General features: G+C 49.5%; 13 protein-coding genes and 1 tRNA gene. 13 read left to right on the top strand and 1 reads right to left on the bottom strand.

Going from position 1 to position 17,713, the window contains the following annotated elements:
• Nucleotides 1-99 precede the first annotated feature (99 nt).
• The 13 genes from NFR28_RS00350 (at nt 100) to hisS (ending at nt 15,651) form a co-directional block, all read left to right on the top strand.
• Nucleotides 100-2,076 carry an MDR family MFS transporter gene (locus tag NFR28_RS00350; RefSeq protein WP_251177852.1) on the top strand — a complete coding sequence of 659 codons (1,977 nt, stop codon included), beginning with the start codon at nt 100-102 and terminating at the stop codon, nt 2,074-2,076.
• 226 nt (nt 2,077-2,302) lie between these two features.
• Complete coding sequence (locus NFR28_RS00345; RefSeq protein ID WP_251177851.1) at nt 2,303-3,175, top strand: FtsB family cell division protein; 873 nt, start codon at nt 2,303-2,305, stop codon at nt 3,173-3,175.
• Nucleotides 3,172-4,131 carry a Ppx/GppA phosphatase family protein gene (locus tag NFR28_RS00340; protein WP_251177850.1) on the top strand — a complete coding sequence of 320 codons (960 nt, stop codon included), beginning with the start codon at nt 3,172-3,174 and terminating at the stop codon, nt 4,129-4,131. Before NFR28_RS00345 ends, NFR28_RS00340 begins: the two co-directional genes overlap by 4 nt.
• Before the next feature lie 123 nt (nt 4,132-4,254).
• Nucleotides 4,255-4,339: transfer RNA gene (locus tag NFR28_RS00335), tRNA-Leu, on the top strand.
• Nucleotides 4,340-4,525: 186 nt separating this feature from the next.
• Complete coding sequence (locus NFR28_RS00330; protein ID WP_251177849.1) at nt 4,526-5,581, top strand: polyprenyl synthetase family protein; 1,056 nt, start codon at nt 4,526-4,528, stop codon at nt 5,579-5,581.
• A 3-nt stretch (nt 5,582-5,584) separates the two neighbouring features.
• Nucleotides 5,585-6,478: a peptidoglycan-binding domain-containing protein gene (locus NFR28_RS00325; protein ID WP_251177848.1), complete on the top strand. Its 894-nt coding sequence runs from the start codon at nt 5,585-5,587 to the stop codon at nt 6,476-6,478.
• Between the two features lie 604 nt (nt 6,479-7,082).
• Nucleotides 7,083-7,664, top strand: a complete 582-nt coding sequence (locus tag NFR28_RS00320; protein ID WP_251177847.1) for a spore coat protein SP96 — start codon at nt 7,083-7,085, stop codon at nt 7,662-7,664.
• Nucleotides 7,665-7,853: 189 nt separating this feature from the next.
• Nucleotides 7,854-9,131: a 3-isopropylmalate dehydratase large subunit gene (gene leuC, locus NFR28_RS00315; protein ID WP_251177846.1), complete on the top strand. Its 1,278-nt coding sequence runs from the start codon at nt 7,854-7,856 to the stop codon at nt 9,129-9,131.
• Between the two features lie 5 nt (nt 9,132-9,136).
• Nucleotides 9,137-9,631 (top strand): 3-isopropylmalate dehydratase small subunit, encoded by a 495-nt coding sequence (gene leuD / locus NFR28_RS00310; RefSeq protein ID WP_251177845.1) that lies wholly within the window; start codon nt 9,137-9,139, stop codon nt 9,629-9,631.
• 16 nt (nt 9,632-9,647) lie between these two features.
• Nucleotides 9,648-10,820: a 3-isopropylmalate dehydrogenase gene (leuB, locus tag NFR28_RS00305; protein ID WP_251177844.1), complete on the top strand. Its 1,173-nt coding sequence runs from the start codon at nt 9,648-9,650 to the stop codon at nt 10,818-10,820.
• 205 nt (nt 10,821-11,025) lie between these two features.
• On the top strand, nt 11,026-11,406 hold the full coding sequence (locus NFR28_RS00300) for a NifB/NifX family molybdenum-iron cluster-binding protein (protein ID WP_251177843.1): 381 nt from the start codon (nt 11,026-11,028) through the stop codon (nt 11,404-11,406).
• A gap of 65 nt (nt 11,407-11,471) precedes the next feature.
• Entirely contained in the window at nt 11,472-14,249 is a 2,778-nt protein-coding gene (locus tag NFR28_RS00295; protein WP_251177842.1) for a tetratricopeptide repeat protein, read from the top strand.
• Between the two features lie 88 nt (nt 14,250-14,337).
• Nucleotides 14,338-15,651, top strand: coding sequence for a histidine--tRNA ligase (hisS, locus tag NFR28_RS00290; protein WP_251177841.1), 1,314 nt, complete (start codon nt 14,338-14,340; stop codon nt 15,649-15,651).
• Nucleotides 15,652-15,819: 168 nt separating this feature from the next.
• On the opposite strand, the gene NFR28_RS00285 is transcribed toward hisS, so the two are convergent.
• Nucleotides 15,820-17,631: an FAD-dependent oxidoreductase gene (locus tag NFR28_RS00285; protein ID WP_251177840.1), complete on the bottom strand. Its 1,812-nt coding sequence runs from the start codon at nt 17,629-17,631 to the stop codon at nt 15,820-15,822.
• Nucleotides 17,632-17,713 lie beyond the last annotated feature (82 nt).

The raw sequence follows: 17,713 nt of genomic DNA, 5'->3' as shown, positions 1-17,713 counted from the left end.
TAACTTCGCCTTTTCGCTGGGTTGCGAGAAGGCGAAGTTGCAATTTGGCAAGTAAAAGGCGTTTTGCACGCGAGATATTTGAGCATAGGAGTGGTGCATATGGCATTAGGTGTAAGTAGAAAAGAATTGGTAATGGTTGGCGTGTTGCTTACCGGCACGCTGCTGGCGGTATTGAATCTCACCATGCTTTCGCCAGCACTTCCAGCAATTATGGCCGATATGGGAATTACCCCCACAACAGCACAGTGGTTGACATCAGTGTATGCATTGGTCGAGGCGGTTGTTATCCCGCTTTCGGCGTATCTTGTTGGACGTTTTAGCACGCGACAGCTTTTTATTACGGCGCTATCGGTGTTTACCGTAGGTAGCTTTCTGGCGGCAATCGCGCCGAATTTCTGGGTGATTTTGCTGGGTCGTATTCTGCAAGCTGCGTGTACTGGTGCGGTCATGCCGATGGTATTTACCGTGATTCTGCTGGTGTTTCCGCGCGAAAAGCGTGGAACGGCAATGGGTGTTATAGGTCTTATCATTGGATTTGCGCCTGCGGTAGGTCCATCACTTTCGGGTTTGTTGGTTGATAGTGTTGGTTGGCGTGCTCTTTTCACAATTATCACGGTGCTTGGCGTTGTGGTTGTGTTGCTTTCTGCGCGTTTTTTGCGCAACTATGGCGAATTTGCTCGTATGAAATTTGATGTGGTGTCAGTGATTCTTTCAACACTGGGCTTGGTCAGCTTGCTCTACGGGCTCTCTACCTTCGCCTCAACGGACAATATGTTTGTCACTTTGGCACTGATCGTAGTAGGTATTGTGCTTGTTGCGTGCTATGTGCGTCGTCAGCTTAAACTTGAGCAGCCTATGCTTAATGTCAGCATTTTAAAAACACGCAAGTATGCAACAGCTGCAATAGTCATCATTATTGTACAAGCATCGCTTTTGGGCACAGAAGTTATTACGCCGCTCTACATCCAAGGAATTTTGGGCTTTACGGCAACAATGTCAGGTTTGGCCATGTTGCCAGGTGCGGTTATTGGCGCGGTCATGGGCTTGATAAGCGGACGCCTTTTCGACCGTTTTGGTATGCGCAGAATTGCAGTGCCTGGCGTTATCGTTGCAGTCATTGGTGCATCAGGTCTTGCGCGTTTGGGCATAGATGCAAACTTTATTACGGTGGTAATTACTTATACCGTTTTGGTGATTGGTCTCCAATTTACCATGACGCCACTTAATACATGGGGCGTTAACTCGCTTGATAATCGTGTCATCCAACACGCCCAAGCGCTGTCAAATACCATGAACCAGGTGGCAGGTTCTTTTGGTACTGCGGTCTTGGTGTCGGTCTCTGCGCTGGCTCCTTATGTGGCACCAAACGCTTCTGCCTTTGAGCAGTCATATTTGGGCGACCACATGGCATATATGACCACGTTCGGACTTATGTGTGTTGCAGCTTTGGTGATTCTGTTCTTCGCTCGAGACAAGAAGATGCCTGCTCAAGCTGCTGCTGGTGCGGTTGAAAAGGGCGAAGAGTTGGTCGATTACGCGGCAGGCATTGATGGCGTTGTGGTTGATACAACTTCTGAACAGGCCTTCGGTCAAGATAAGCTGTATCGTGCGGTTGACGTGATGAATCGCGAGCCGGTGTGCGCCCTTGATACTGCCTCTATGAAAGACGTGATTCGTTTGATGGACAAACATCAAACCAGTGGTGTTCCGGTTGTGAACAACGAAGGTGATCTTGTCGGCTTCGTTTCTGATGGCGATGTGGCAAGTTATCTGGGCAAAACAGAAATTTCACTTTTGGATTCAACACTTAATATCTATCGTTACACCGACGACGAAACGTCCATTAATCGCTTGATTGAGCTTATGAATCTCAATGTTATGGCGGTTGCAACTAAGCGTGTGATCTCAGTTTCTTGGGACACACCGCTTGATGAGGTTTGCACGTTGTTTGCTACCAAACGCATTAAGAAGGTGCCCGTTATTCGCGATGGCAAATTGGTTGGTGCTCTCTCTCGCAGAAACATCATGCGATCACTTGGGGAGGCCATTGACGTTTTGGAGGCGCAAGGAAACTAGCGCGCGCTCCTATTTGGAAGCGTGGAGAGTTTAGCATTACGCGCAACCAAAACATTCGTTGACAAAAAGTCGACAATCACAGAGCAACTCTGTGCGTCTGCGCTGTTGTTTTTTACAATGCAGCAAAAGCAGCGCGCAAAAGGGTTGCTCTGTGGTATTCTGATAACTAGCTTCTTGCATTATATAAACATTAACCACACTACAATGCGCAAAGGAGCCACTTCCGTTGGCAAAAAAGACGAATATACTTTCGTTTGACGAAGCGCGACGCAGCGGCGTCGGCTCTTCTCGTGTGCCTTCATTGGCTGATGGTTTTGGCGGCTCTTCTTCGCGCAGTCGTAATCGTTCCGCATCGCGCAATACAGGGATGGTTGCACTTTACGGTCCAGATGACTACGAGCAGGACTGCGAAGAAGATGAGGAATACGCAGTTCAAAGAGGAGCTTCAAAAAAGAGCGTCTCTCGGAGCGCACAAGCCAAAAAGCGCAATCGAACAAAAAAGAAAGCAGAAGCTCGTTTCAATAAGCAATACGGCTCTGATTCGCCTGCCTCGTCAGAGGGCGCGCCGCGGGCTGCGCTTTACAAAGGGCAGATGGGCACAAAGCATAAACAAGCAGCGCGCATGCAGCAAAGTGCGACAAAGTCTTCGTCTAAGCGAGGTTTTGGCGCATTTGGCATCAAGCAAAACTTCATTAAAGCCCCTGTTGTACTGGGTACCGTTATTGCGGTGCTGGCTCTATCATGGGTATTTTTGTATCAGCCCGCCAAAGACCTCTACGTGGCTTCACGTGAACACGATCAGCTGCAAGCAGAATATGCAGCGCTTGAACAACGCAATGCGCGTTTGGCGGCCGATGTGGCTGACCTGCAAACGCAATCAGGTGTTGAGGCTCGTGCACATGAAGAACTTGGTTGGATTAAAGAGGGCGAAGAAACAGCAAACGTGCGAGGTCTTGATCTAGAAGAGGTAGAGGATCCCTTTGTAGCTAATGTAGTAGCTGGAAGCGTTCCTCCTCCACAAACCTGGTATTCGCCATTTTTGGATGTAGTTTTTGGCGTTGGCGATGTGCAAGAATCACTTGAAACGGAAGCAGAATGACCTTACAACCTGGACGTTATGGTGCAATTGATATTGGAACTGTGACGTGTCGAATGTTGATTGCAGATGTGTTAGCTGATGGATCAGTGCGCGATGTTGAACGCGGATACACCATCGTTAACTTGGGCGAGGATGTAAATGCTACGGGCGTCTTAAAAGAGAGTGCGATGAAGCGCGCTGAGGCTGCCATCACGCATTACCTGCAAAGAGTAGACGAGCAACAACGCGCTTATGGCAAACCCATTCCTATCGTTGCTGTAGCAACTTCAGCAGCTCGAGATGCTCAAAATGGCGAGGAGTTTATTGCTCGTGTTGAGCGTCTTGGTGTCAAGCTTGCCATAATACCTGGTGAGCGCGAAGCAGCCCTTTCGTTTGCGGGGGTTGCAAGCAGCTTTGCTTGTGAGCGAATTGCTGTGGTTGATATAGGTGGCGGCTCAACCGAGGTAATTGTTGGATGCACGGGTGAAGGTGTACAGTGCGCGCATTCTTTTGATGTGGGATGTCGCCGCGTGACTGAAAAGTTTTTCTTTACCGATCCGCCCACCGAAGCTGAGCTAGATGCAGCGCGCTTATGGATTCGCCAGACAATGGAGCCATTTTTTGCCCAGCTGGCAGCTGAAAGCGCTCCAGTTGACAAGGTGGTCTGCGTTGCTGGAACAGCAACTTCAGTGGTTTCAATTCGCGAAAAGATGGTGGTCTACGATACCGAACGCGTGCATGGTGCGCGTGTAACCAGGCATGATGTGGACAGTATTGCAAAGCAATTAGCAAGCGAAGATGTTGCAAAACGCGCACAAACGGTTGGTCTCGACCCGGGGCGAGCACCTGTTATTGTTGCGGGCATGCTGATTTTGCAGGTGGTTATGGATTTGTTCGATACACCCGATTTTGTGGTGAGTGAATCTGACATCTTGCAAGGTATTGTATTAGCCGAGGCGCGCAAAGAGTTTATCTAGTTTCTCGTTCTTGAGGTGCCGGGTACTCCTGATGGCGTAATCAGAATGAACGTCTTATGCGTTCACCAACTCTTTGTGGCTTGTTTTGGTGAAGTTTGGTACTATAGTCTGCGTTGACAATTTGGGAGCGTGGCGGAATTGGCAGACGCAGCGGACTTAAAATCCGCCGCCGCAAGGCTTATGGGTTCGAGTCCCATCGCTCCTACCAGTTCATCAATTTAAAGCGTCCTTTGGGCGCTTTTTGTTTTCTCTGGGTGCCTTTTTGCTGTGATCAAACCGCCAACTTGGCGAATGTTGGCGAATTCGCCATAACCCATAGAGTGCACAAAACAAGCTCTTTTTTTGTGGTACCATGGACAGTTGAACTAGCACACGACAACACAAGAAAGCGCTCATGAATACCATCAATTCAATTATCGAATCAGCACCAAATTATCCCGAATCCTTTGCGTCGTATCTTGCATATTTTGCTGATCCTGTTGGTGATTTGGTGAACACATTTATTCCTCAGGGGTCACATCCTGACATGGATCGATATTTATACGACCCACTGAGAAGCTATAGCGAAAATGCTGGTAAGCGCCATCGTCCGCTTATTTGTTTTGCGGCATGTAGGGCAGTTGGTGGCAATATGGATAAGGCCACTTCGGCCGCAGCTGCTATTGAGCATTTCCATACTGCAGCGCTTATTCATGACGATATTGCCGATGAAGCTGAGCTTCGTCGTGGAGAGCCGTGCATGCACCTAAGCGAGGGCTTAGGCATTGCCATCAACGTAGGAGACTTGGCGCTTTCTACCGTTAATGGCACGGTTGTTGATGATGACAATCTTGATGATGCAACAAAAGTACGCGTTATTTCTGAACTTATTAATATGACGCGTCGAACCATTGAAGGTCAGGCGCTTGATATTGGCTGGGCGCGCGACGGTCGCTACGATATTACGCCTGAGGATTATCTGGTAATGGCAACTCACAAAACTGCACATTATTCAGGAGCGGTGCCGCTTGCTGTTGGAGCAATCGTGGGCGGTGGTACCGAGGAAGAAATTGAAGCGCTTCGCCAATATGGTCTTGCTACTGGTCTTGCGTTCCAGATCCAAGACGACTTGCTCAACCTTATTGGTTCTGAAGAGAGCACCAAGAAGGATTTCCGCAACGACATCACTGAAGGAAAGCGCACGTTAGTTGTAGTGCACGCAATTCAGCATGCAGATGAGCAAGATCGTGCGCGCTTAATTGAGATTCTGTCTTCGCATGAAAAAGATGCAGAAGTATTAGCTGAAGCGGTTGCCATTATGGAAAAAACGGGCAGTATTCAATATGCTCGCGAATATGCTTCGCAATTAACTGATCAGGCGAAACAATCTTTGGTAGCGCAGCTTCGAGAGTCTGATGCTCGCGACCTTTTGGTGTCAATGGCGGACTGGTTTGTGAATAGGTTGCAATAGCGCATGGAAACAATCAAGAAATATGATCAGGGAGTTGCTGTTGAAGACGTGCAACAGCGTCTAGCGCTCATTGGTCTTTTAAAAGAAGCAGATATCGATGGCAATTTTGGCGACACAACCGCAAAGGCCTTGCAGGTATTTTGCGAGCAGTCCGGCCTTGAACCTGCTGATGGTGTAACTGAGCGTGTATGGGTGGCGCTTGTTGATGCGTCATTTAGCTTGGGGGATAGAACGCTGTATCTGCGCATGCCTTATTTTCATGGACACGATGTGCTGCAATTGCAACAAGCACTTGGAGCACTTGGCTTTGCCTGTGGTGAAACCGATGGCATTTTTGGTGCATTTACTGAACTTGCATTGCGCAAATTCCAGCTGAATTTAGGTCTTCCTTCTGATGGTATTGCCGGGGCGTACACTTACGCTGCGCTTCGCAATCTGCATCATTCCTGGGAAGGTAAAGAAGCAGTTCATGGCACAAGTCATCTTGGCTTTGCTCGTGCAGCAGATGTGCTTGAACGCAATGCGCTCTGCTTGTTTGGTACCGATGAATTTACGCGCTCTGTCGCTTCTCGTATGTCAAATTTGGCGCTTGCAACCAATCCCGCTTCAAAGATCGTAAGCGCGGATTCTTTATTGGTTGCCCCAGATGAAAGCATGCTTTTAGTGCATATCGTTTTACCTGAAGAGCAAACAGGACAAGTTCCTCGTGTGACCTTTGACCCTGATAATACGTTGGCGCTTCGCCTGGATTCTGCCCTTGAGGCAGCCGAGATGGCTCAGCCTGCTCGCATTGCTATTGAGCTTCCGGGTATTGTTTGGGAAGGGGCTGGCGAAGGACGCTCTGCGCAGCATTTCGCTATTACCTTGCTGGATGCTCTCTGTTCGGCGCTTTCTTAGTGCTGCCCGCCGCTCGCGCTCGCGCTGATGCTCGCGTTCGCCCAGCTCGGGCGGCCGGCAGGGTGATCGGCGTGATAAAATTTGCAATAAAACACCAAACTTTGGCAGGAAAAGTGCCTGATTAGGTGGATTGGGCCTCAAAATGGCTGGAAAAGTTGCCGATTAGGTGGGTCATCCTTCAAAAACCGCCTAATCGGACACATTCCCTGCCAAAGTTTGCCAAAAACCGCCATATTTTAGTTCAGCTCTGTAACAAAATTGGCGCGCAGTTTCGACAAATTCTTCCATAACTCCTGATCAGCGCATAATAGATCAATTCGACCCTATTTGAGGTTTGGTCAGAGGTTTTAATCGTTGCGTGCATCAACCACTCAAGCGTGTTTCAAGAAGTGAAACCGCAACGAAAGAGGGTGCCTGAACTCTTATTCTTCGGCAACTCGAAATCTGTGTAATAATGAAAAATGGTCTTAAGAAAACCTGATTTATCAGCAACGATAGCTCATTGTAATCAGCTTAAAGAAGGGGCTTGCTTATACTATAAGTAAGCTTAATGCATGCTTTAATGAAGCATACCCAATATGATATTTGATCAAGAGAGGTCATTATGAGCGAAGAAGAGAAGCAAAATCAAACAATTGAAACGGCGACAAATTCTGAATCAGTCGTTTCATCGCAAGTTGTGTCAACTACAAATGTAGAACCGGCCAACGGAGGCGCACCGCAGAATGAGGTTGTCCAGGGGTCGCCTCAACCTGCGACAGCCCAACCCGCGCCTCAACCAGCGCCCCAACCTGCACCGCAGCCAACGCCGCAAGCAGCGCCGCAACCGGTAGGCGTTCCGCCAACAGCACAAGGTATGCCGGTATCACCAGCTTATCAACCACAGGTACAACCTGGGTATACCCCTCAAGCTGCACCGCAACCAGTATTCGTTCCAACGCCGTTGCAGCAACTTACGGGGGGCATGAAGTTTGCTTGGGCGGTTATCGGTGCGTTTTTGGGCATTCCGGGCGTAGTACTTGCGTGGGTTTGCAATGCAGATAAAGTGCCTCAAGTTAAAAATGATGCAGTGAAGTTCTCCATTATCGGTTTTGTAGTTTGGATTGGGCTTGGAGTTGTTGTTGGTCTTGCCATTGGGGGCATTGCCACTGCAACATTCTTTGGTGCGCTTGGGGCGTATTTGTAACCTCTGCGCCTCTGCACATTTCAAATCTGTTAAATACATCCTCTCGAAGAGCCTTACACGGGCTCTTCTCATAGGTGCTCCTTTACGGTGGTACAATAATTCGGATTGTATATGCGCTTTTATCACCGCTTTATGAGGAATAAAAGTAGCCAAAACGACAACGAAAGTACCAAGTGTGAAGGAGCATCTATGGCACGTCCCATGACGATGGCGGAAAAGATCTTGGCCGCACATGCCGGATTAGACGAAGTAGAGCCCGGTCAGCTCATCGAATGCGACCTGGATCTCGTCTTATCTAATGACGTTACGGCCCCTATCGCTATTCGCGAATTTAATAAAATTGGCGTTGAGCGCGTTTTTGATCCCACGAAGATCGCGCTTGTTCCTGACCATTATGTTCCGAATAAAGACATCAAAAGTGCCGAGCAGGCAAAGATTGTCCGTGATTTTGCTCACGAACAGGGTATCACGCATTATTACGAAGTTGGCTGCATGGGTGTTGAGCACGCGCTTTTGCCCGAGCAAGGCGTGGTGGGTGCTGGTGACTTAATCATTGGCGCTGACAGTCACACCTGCACATATGGCGCTCTTGGCGCATTTGCTACTGGTGTGGGGTCAACCGATGCAGGCGTTGGCTATGCAACTGGCAAAGCATGGTTTAAGGTTCCAGAAAGCTTGCTGTTTAAAATTGAGGGCGAACTTGCGCCGGGGGTTACCGGAAAAGATGTCATCTTGCATATCATTGGCATGATTGGAGTGGATGGCGCTCTGTATCAGGCAATGGAATTCACCGGAAGCGCCATTCGTAATATGGATATGGATGAACGTATGTCTATATCTAACATGGCAATTGAGGCAGGCGGCAAGGCTGGCTTGATTGAGGTTGATGAAGTGACGCGTGCCTATATGGATGGTCGCGTAGAAAAGCCTTATACCGAATATCATTCTGATCCTGATGCAACCTATGCGAAAGTCTACGAAATCAATGCGGCAGACATTCAGCCAACTGTTGCATTCCCGCATTTGCCTTCCAACACACGACCGGCAGCCGAGTCTCGCGATGTTGTTATTGATCAGGCGGTTATTGGAAGTTGCACCAATGGTCGCATCGTTGATATGCGCCAGGCTGCTGAAGTACTGCGCGGTCGCAAGGTGCATCCTCGTGTTCGCTGTATTGTTATTCCTGCAACGCAGCAAGTCTATCGTCAGTGCATCGAAGAGGGCCTGATGGACATCTTCTTAGATGCAAACTGTGCAGTTTCTACGCCTACGTGTGGTCCATGCCTGGGTGGCTATATGGGCATCTTGGCTGCGGGCGAACGCGCCATTGCAACCACGAATCGTAACTTTGTTGGACGCATGGGAGATCCAACGAGCGAAGTGTACCTAGCTTCTCCTGCTGTAGCTGCAGCTTCAGCAGTGCTTGGACACATTGGTCTTCCGCAAGACTTAGATGAACAGGAGTAGTAACCATGCAATTTAAAGGAACTGCCCATAGATATGGTCGCGACATTGACACCGATGTCATTATTCCGGCTCGCTACTTGAATACTTCTGACCCTGCTGAGCTTGCAAAGCATTGCTTGGAGGACTTAGACGTTGAATTTGTCAACAAAGTAACTCCTGGTGACATCATTGTTGCTGACGAGAACTTTGGTTGTGGCTCTTCGCGCGAACATGCGCCCATTGCCATTAAAGCAGCTGGTGTTGACGTTGTTATTGCCAAAAGCTTCGCACGTATTTTTTATCGCAACTCCATCAATACGGGCTTGGCAATCATGGAATGTCCTGAGGCGGTTGACGCAATCAGCGCTGGGGATGTGGTGAGTGTTGATGCTGATGCAGGCATCATTACCGACGAAACTACTGGTCAATCATTTAAAGCGCAACCATTTCCGCCGTTTATTCGCGAGATTATAGAGGCTGGTGGCCTGATTAATCGCACGAAGCAAAAGATGGAACAGTAAGAGATAAGGACTTGCAATGAAAAACTACAACATCTGCTTGCTTCCAGGTGATGGTATCGGACCAGAGATTATTGCTGAGGCAATAAAGGTCTTGGATGCCGTCGGCCAAAAGTATGACACGAGCTTCACCTATACCGAGGCGCTTATTGGTGGCATTGCTATTGACGAGACAGGAAATCCGCTTCCCCAGGAAACTCTTGATATTGCAAAAGCGTCCGATGCGGTTTTGCTTGCAGCAGTGGGCGGTCCGAAATGGGATACGACTGATCCGAATCAACCGCGCCCAGAACAGGGCTTGTTGGGCATTCGTAAAGAACTGGGTTTGTATGCGAACTTGCGCCCTGTTTGCATCTTTGATGCGCTCGCAGATGCTTCAACACTCAAGCCTGAGGTAGTTGACGGCGTAGATCTGCTTATTGTTCGCGAATTAACTGGCGGTTTGTATTTTGGTAAGCGCGAGCGCTTTTATGACGAAGAAGGCGCAGGTAAAAATGGCGAAAAAGGTCAGCGCGCTTATGACACGCTTGAGTATCGCGAATACGAGATTGAGCGCATTGCCCGCCATGCATTTGAGACAGCTCGCAAGCGCAGAAGCCGCGTGCATTCAATTGACAAAGCCAATGTGCTTGAAACAAGTCGTTTGTGGCGCCAGATTGTGCACGAAGTAGCTCAAGAGTTTCCGGATGTTGAGTGCATTGATATGCTGGTTGACAATGCTGCAATGCAGCTCATCAACAATCCGCGTCAGTTTGACGTTGTTGTTACCGAAAACATGTTTGGCGACATCCTTTCAGACGAAGCTTCCATGTTGACCGGTTCGCTGGGCATGCTGGCTTCAGCAAGCTTAGGTGACGGCACGGCGCTCTATGAGCCAAGCCATGGCAGCGCACCCGACATTGCTGGCAAAGGCATTGCAAATCCGCTTGCGCAGATTCTTTCAGTTGAGATGATGCTTCGCTATAGTCTAAATATGCCCGAAGCCGCCGATGATGTTGCACAAGCGGTACGCGCGGTGCTGGACGCTGGTTGGCGTACTGGTGACATTAAAAATGCCGACACGCCCCTTGATAAGGTTGTTGGCACTGAAATGATGGGTGACCTGGTAGTTCAATATATTCAGCCCTCGGATAAGCCCGAAGAGTTGTGGGGCCGTCATCCTGAGGACTGGACGGTTAACCGCGCTGACTAAAGCGGTGAAGACAAACGCAGTAAGCAGGCTGCGTTTCACATAAGCGCACTAAAGCTTAAGGGGGCGCAAAAGTGAAAAGCAGGCGAAGCTCTCGCTTGCTAAACGACAAGAGTTTCGCCAGGTGCTTTTAAAGCATCTGGCGCTTTGTCACTTTTTGAATAGTTGTACGGGCGCGAAAAGCGCTCTTTATTGAAGGAGGCATGTCATGGGTTTAACGATGAAGCTTGCTGTTCCTACTGAAGGCTCTGCAGGAATGGATGCGAAACGCGCGGGGCACTTTGGTCACTGTGATTGTTTTAGCGTTATTTCAATTGTCGATGGCGAACTGCTTGAGGTAACTGAAGTTATTAATCCCCCTCATGAAGAGGGCGGCTGCTTGCGTCCTGTAAGCCTGTTGGCCGATGCGGGAGTAAATGCAATTGTTGTTGCCGGTATGGGCATGCGCCCGCTTATGGGATTTAACGAGCGCGGCATTACGGTGTATTTCGACAACATTCATCCTCTCGTTGGCGATGCCGCACGAGCTGTTGCTGCAGGTGACGCTCCTGTGATGCAGGCAGATCAGGCGTGCCATCACCATCACTAAGAAATGCAAGTGGCAAGTAGTCTCACAGAGTTGACTACGCTTAAACTGTCAGAAAGCGTGTATCTATGACAGAGCAATCACAACAAAAGACATACCAGTTTTCTCGGTTTGCTCGGCTTTTGCAAGTGCATGAGCGTGTATTGGCGGATGCTGTTCCACGTGTGCCAGCTGGTATGGGGGAGAACATAAACAAGAGCTCTGCAGGCGCACTTGAAGAGACGAGTGCATCTGATGGAGCCCCTGTTCAACCGATATATGGTTGGGTTTCAGGTGGAATTTCCTTACCGGCGTCTGGCGGTTGTTATGCGGTTGAGATTTTGCCGGACACCTCAGTACGCGTTTTAGCATATCTGGATACATTTGGTCGCGCGTTTGTCATGAATGAGGCAACCGTTGTTCCGCCAGCACGCACGCCTGATATGCAATTTGTGGGCGATGATCCCGAACACCCCTTTGCTGATGGCACAGGAAGCGTGTATGTGCGAGGACCAGAAGGTGAACCGCGCGATGTTATGCGCTTTCGTCGTGAAAAAGGAAGGTATACCTTTTTTGATTCCTGGTATGACTTTGGCGAACATGGTGAAGACTTGCCTTATAACTCTGCTATGGCACGTGCATTCTTTGCTTTCGTTTACCGTCCTTCCTTGGGTGCTCCGCACTTACCCAAACGTGGTCTTGATGGCATCTTCCACCTACTTCGCAGTGAGCGACCACTTAAAGCTATGGAAGCCATCTTGCGAAGCGTCGAAGAGACGCGAGCTGACCCTCTTGTTCAAACACCGCCTTTGGTCTTGTGCTTAGCGGCATGGCTTGAGGAAGCAGGCATTGATGTGTTGCAAAAGGCGCACCTTGCTGACGATGCCTTAAGACTGGTGCGGACTATTCGCTATGCAGATACCTTCTTCTTGGCGCTTGACGATGAAACAGCAAAAGTACCTCCTTCATATATCTGGGCGCTTGAATCAGCGCTCAATCGTTTCTTGCTCGTGGCAGAGGCGTTGGGCGATCGCGCTTCTCAAGCAAGCGAAGAAGAGTGCTTGCGCTGGGATGGGCATCTGATTGAGACAATTGCTCTACAACAACCAGCGCTAGGCAACTTGGCTGACGCGCCTTTAGGTGAGGCGGGGAGTGAATGGGAAGTGCGTTGTGCAATCTCTTCGGCCATTGAGCGTTTGCGCCTTCCCTATAGGGTTAGCATCACAATTCGCGAAAATCTGGAGAATGGGGCGGTGGCGTTTAATATTGTTACGCCTGATGAAAGCATCATGCCGGCGTACAATTGTGAAAATACCGACCACAACGACAACCCTATTGCCAAGCTTAATTCCGAGCAAGATCGTCAAAACGAGGCGCTTCGCTATGCCATGCATGTTGGCCTTTTGCTGACTGCAATCTCGTTTGAAGCAAGCGAAAAGATTACTCGAGTTGATATTGTTGCACGATCACTTCGAGAGCTGAACAAAGAGTATTACGCGCGCGAAGGCTCGCATGATGTAGCTTCTCTTCCTGCGCTTTATGATGTGACTTTTGAACGTGATTTCTATTTGGAGAATGGCGAATTTGAATCAGGGCGTGCAGGCAACCCGCGCATGATTTTTGAGGCAGCGGGGGCTCGCTATGATGTTGATGATGCTGACGCGTTTGCCTTTATTAAGTCGCACGAATCCTATCAGCAGCGACGCGAAGCACCAGAGGCGTTTCACCAAGAGCTCGACGCGCGTGATGCTGCGGTGCTTGGCATTACGGGTGATGCCTGCGATATGCGCATTATGTATGATGGCACGCGCAGACGCTTTGCTGAAAAGCTTTCTGATGAGGTGATGTGCGCCACAAGCGCAACCGATGCTATTCGCTTGGTACGAACTGCCCAAGAAAAAGCTAGCTCAAACAATGATGAGCGCGCGGTGGCTGGATGTACACGCCTGATGGCTGCATTGACAGAGGGAAGCATAGATGTAACCGATCAAAATGCTATTGTGAGCTGTGTTTTGGGCGAAGACAGGTGTTTGGCTGCACTTGGGCGAGCCAATGCGCTTGCGGAGTCTGGCGAATATGACCAGGCAGTTGATGTGCTTATTGATGCTATTGCAGAAAGTGCTGCACTTGAAGGCTTTACTGATGGTTTGGCAACGGTGTATCGCACCTTTGATTCTTATGCTTCGCGTTTGATTTACAACCAAGCACGCCAAGGTAAATTACCTGCGCCGCAAAGTGCTCGGGAAGATGCAGATAAGCGTGTTGAGCTTGCCCCAGATTCATACTACCTGTGCTTCTTAGAGATCGTACGTTTACTTGAGCACTCATTTGAGCGCAGTGATGACGCGCTTCGTTATGGCAGGCAAGCACTTGCTCTTGGTCCTGCTACAGGTGCTGGGTATAGGCAACTCGGACGCGCATTTATGCTGGTAGGCGATATGGAAAACGCCGCACAGACGCTCATGCATGGTTTAAAAATCATGGTACAACCCAACGATATAGCCATGGCTTATTATCAGCTTGCTTATGTGCTCTGGAAGCAAAACCGCTATGCTGAAGGCGCATTGTGCTATGTTAAATCCATTATGACCTCTTCTATTATTGCCCCTCAAGCTTCTGCTGAACTGCAAGAGCTTATGGAAGAAGCTCCCGTAGTCTTGCCGGAACGCGAAGAGATTGATGGAGCACTTGAGAGCGCTGGCATTGTTGTTGCCCCTACAGGAGAGGTCCTTGATGCATTGGGGTCTGCCATTGTAACGGCGGTTAATGGCGGTCTTTTCCCCGTTGCGCGCAACTTGCTGGCAATACGTTTGCGTTATCGCCCTGATGATGCACTGATGGCGGTGTTGATATCGCTTGAAGACTAAACAAGTGACTACTAAATGAAGTCATGGTTGATTTCTCGGTAAGAAAGAGTTGAGTCCGCTTTTCTTTTGCGGAGATAAGGAATGAGGTATGGCGATTAACTGTCCAGAAGGAACACGCGATCTTTTGCCAGACGAAATGGCATTTTGGACAACATTTAAGGCGTGCACAACTGACATTTTTTCTCGGTATGGATATCTGCCAATAGAAACGCCAATTTTTGAACAGACTGAACTTTTTGTTCGAGGCATTGGTGAGGCAACTGACGTTGTGTCAAAAGAGATGTTCAGTGCGGTGTCGGGGGAAAACCTCAAGCGGCTTATGGCGGGGGAGTCTATTAAGGCAAAAAGCAAACTTTCGCTTCGTCCTGAAGGTACAGCAGGCGTCGTTCGTGCCGTTGTGCAACATGATCTGGTCCCTCAAGGCGCTGCGCCCGCGAAATTGATGTATGCCGGCCCTATGTTTCGCGCTGAGCGCCCGCAAAAGGGACGTCAGCGCCAGTTTAATCAGGTAGGTATTGAGTGTTTAGGCGCTGATGATCCGAGCGTAGATGCTGAAGGCATCATCATGCTTATGCGTTTTTATGAAGCAATAGGCATTCCCATTGAGCATACGCGCTTGCTCATAAATTCTATGGGATGTGAATCATGCCGCCCGGCTTATCGCGAAAAAGTTCGAGCGTATATGAGCGAGCACGCAGCAGAGTTATGCGATGAATGTAATCGTCGTGCTGAAATTAATCCTTTGCGCGCTTTTGACTGCAAAAATGATGCGTGTGCAAAAGTGATGGAGCATGCTCCTAAGATTTCTGATCATTTGTGTGACGATTGTAAAGCGCATTATGCCACCGTCAAATCTTATCTTGACGCGGCAGGGATTTCTTATGTGGAAGATTACAAGCTTGTTCGAGGCTTGGATTATTACACGCGTACTGTATTTGAAGTGCAAGTAACTGAAGGTATGGGCAGCCAAAATGCTATTGGCGGCGGCGGTCGATATGACAAGCTTGCTCAGGAGGTAGGAGGGCGTCCTACTCCCGGATTTGGGTTTGCGCTTGGTTATGAACGCTGTGTGTTAGCGCTCGAGGCAGCAGGGTTCAGCTTTCCTTCTGCGCAACGCTGCGATGTCTTTGTTGCCTGCGTGGATGATTCTGCGCGTTCGCTGGCGTTTTCGCTTGTCCAATCGTGTCGCGATGGCGGCTTAGTAGCTGAAATGGATCATCAAAACCGCAGCCTAAAAAGCCAGTTTAAGCTTGCTGACAAGCTTGGAGCTGAAAGTGTTGTTGTACTTGGTCCAGATGAAATTGCCCAGGGCGAAGTAGTAGTGCGCAATATGGCAACACACGATGAGCGCCGTGTGGCATTGGATGCAGTAGTTGACGCTTTGCGTTCGGATGCGCAATAAGATAAGCGCGAAGGGCTATTCTTGTGCCCTTGATAAAAGACACAATAAGACCCCGTTTTCAAGCGGGGTCTTATTAGTTTATGGGGCGCAATGGGAGGGATTAATTGCGCCCCACCGGGTATGTGATTTGCCTTGAAGCAGACTGCTTCATCTGGGCCAACGTAATGGCTAGCCGAGGAACTTGGCTACTGATTTGCCGCATTCGCGACCAAGAACAGTTGCAAAGCCAATGGAAACGCCAGGGATTGGAGTGACGTACTCGGTGCCGAAGCGACGACCGCAGTCATTACCTGAAACATAGAGGCCAGGAATTGGCTCGTAGTTTTCATCAACAGCATTCTGCTCACCGTCGGTGATAATGCCACCCATGGTAACCATGGTCTCGCCCAAAACCGGGTCAAATGTGCATGCATAGAAAGGACCTTCTTCAACCGGGAAGAGAACCTCAGATGCACGACCAAATTCCATGTCTACGCCATCTTTGCAATAGCCGTTATAGCGTTCAATTTGCTCGATGAATGCGGTTGCTGCGTCGCCGGTAAGACCAATTTGAGATGCCAGACCCTCAAGGGTGTCATCGGCAATCCACTCAACACCAGTCATAGGACCGCCGCCACCAGGTCCGCCCTGGCCTTCCTCTTGCTCCGGCTCTTCATAGGTGCCTTCAAATTTAGCATAAGCGGTGTCCATGGCTTCGCGAAGTGAAGCAATGTTCTCTTCGCTCGCAGTAAAGCCAGCATGTTGCGGAAGCGTGTACTGACGATACTCGGTGAAGTTGTTGTCAACAACAGCATACTTCGTCTTGCGGCTCATAAACGTAGTTTGATAGCCGCGCTGCTCTGACGTGGGATAATACTCGTTGCAGAAACGCTTGCCGTTTTCATCAATCCATACAGCCTGCGGTAAGCAGTTCATTTTGCCCGGAACAGACAGGCCCTTCATGTTCATGCCGGGGATAGGTGTGGTTTCAAGATGTGCGCCAGCCCAGTATGCCATCTGAACGCCGCGACCGTCGTTAGCAGACATTGAGGTGAGAGCGTCATTTCCGGTCAAAGCTTGAGCCATATCGGGCATGAAGTAAGCCATCATTTCAGGGTTGCCACCCATGCCACCGCATGAGATAACAACAGCCTTGGCATTTACTTTGATGTATCCGCTTTCGTCTTTTGCAACAAGACCGGCAACTGCGCCGTTGTCCATGATGACGTACTCAGCGGTGGTGCCGAAGTGGAACTCAGTGCCTTTTGCCTCAGCAACTGCTTTATTTGACAGAACAATCTTGGTCTGGTTGCAGTCGGGGCTGTAGAACGAGCAAACGCTTGGCCAGAACTTGATGCCAGAAAGCTCGCTGAGCTGATGCTCGGTGGGCGGGAAGAAGGCGGTGGTCATAGCTGAGAGCTCTTCTTCAGTGAGCTGATCAAGATACCAGTTGGTGGTATCTCCTGAGTTCTGAGCAAACTTCATAACCAAAGTTGGGTTAGGCATGTTTGCAGTGATCTTCATGAAGTTTTGATAAAACTCAACCGGGTCAATCTCGGGTACACCGCGAGCCTTCAAAACGTCAGAGTTAAGAGAAGCAAATTCGTTGCCAACTGGTGCATAGGTATCTTCCGGTTGCTTTTCAATAACGACAACCTTCTTGCCTTGCTCAGCAAGCTCGCGGCACGCGCAGATGCCTGCAAAGCCCATACCTGCAACAACAACATCGCAATCAATCTCTTGTGCGAAGTCAGTGACTTCCTCTGGTGGATTCATCCAGCTGGTGTCGGTTACACCATGAATGGTGTTGTTGACATCAGATTTTGCGGGCGTGTTTGATGCGCCGTTTTCCGCGGGGGCACCACTATCGTTGCCCGTGGTTGCGGCTGGAGCGCAGCCAGCAAGACCTGCGGCACCTGCAGCAACTGCTGCAGTAGCACCCAGTCCCAAGAAGGCGCGGCGTGAAAGACCTGCGCGAGAAATCTTGGATTCGTTTTTCATGTTTCCTCCCTAGCTCCTTGCTATTACGAGATTGCGTTTGATCTTTGTGTTTCAAACGCTGGGGCTAGCATATGCTGCACGG

Source organism: Adlercreutzia agrestimuris (assembly GCF_943193125.1).
Taxonomy (GTDB): Bacteria; Actinomycetota; Coriobacteriia; order Coriobacteriales; family Eggerthellaceae; genus Xiamenia; species Xiamenia agrestimuris.
Note: the sequence above shows the minus strand (reverse complement) of the source record. Positions and strands in the feature narration are given on the sequence as shown.

Bases quoted from the DNA above. Each gene is read 5' to 3' on its own strand.
- NFR28_RS00325 (WP_251177848.1), top strand. From the start codon at position 5,585: ATGGAAACAATCAAGAAATATGATCAGGGAGTTGCTGTTGAAGACGTG.
- leuD (WP_251177845.1), top strand. From the start codon at position 9,137: ATGCAATTTAAAGGAACTGCCCATAGATATGGTCGCGACATTGACACC.
- NFR28_RS00295 (WP_251177842.1), top strand. From the start codon at position 11,472: ATGACAGAGCAATCACAACAAAAGACATACCAGTTTTCTCGGTTTGCT.
- hisS (WP_251177841.1), top strand. From the start codon at position 14,338: ATGGCGATTAACTGTCCAGAAGGAACACGCGATCTTTTGCCAGACGAA.
- NFR28_RS00285 (WP_251177840.1), bottom strand. From the start codon at position 17,631: ATGAAAAACGAATCCAAGATTTCTCGCGCAGGTCTTTCACGCCGCGCC.
- NFR28_RS00350 (WP_251177852.1), top strand. From the start codon at position 100: ATGGCATTAGGTGTAAGTAGAAAAGAATTGGTAATGGTTGGCGTGTTG.
- NFR28_RS00300 (WP_251177843.1), top strand. From the start codon at position 11,026: ATGGGTTTAACGATGAAGCTTGCTGTTCCTACTGAAGGCTCTGCAGGA.
- NFR28_RS00320 (WP_251177847.1), top strand. From the start codon at position 7,083: ATGAGCGAAGAAGAGAAGCAAAATCAAACAATTGAAACGGCGACAAAT.
- NFR28_RS00330 (WP_251177849.1), top strand. From the start codon at position 4,526: ATGAATACCATCAATTCAATTATCGAATCAGCACCAAATTATCCCGAA.
- NFR28_RS00340 (WP_251177850.1), top strand. From the start codon at position 3,172: ATGACCTTACAACCTGGACGTTATGGTGCAATTGATATTGGAACTGTG.
- leuC (WP_251177846.1), top strand. From the start codon at position 7,854: ATGGCACGTCCCATGACGATGGCGGAAAAGATCTTGGCCGCACATGCC.
- leuB (WP_251177844.1), top strand. From the start codon at position 9,648: ATGAAAAACTACAACATCTGCTTGCTTCCAGGTGATGGTATCGGACCA.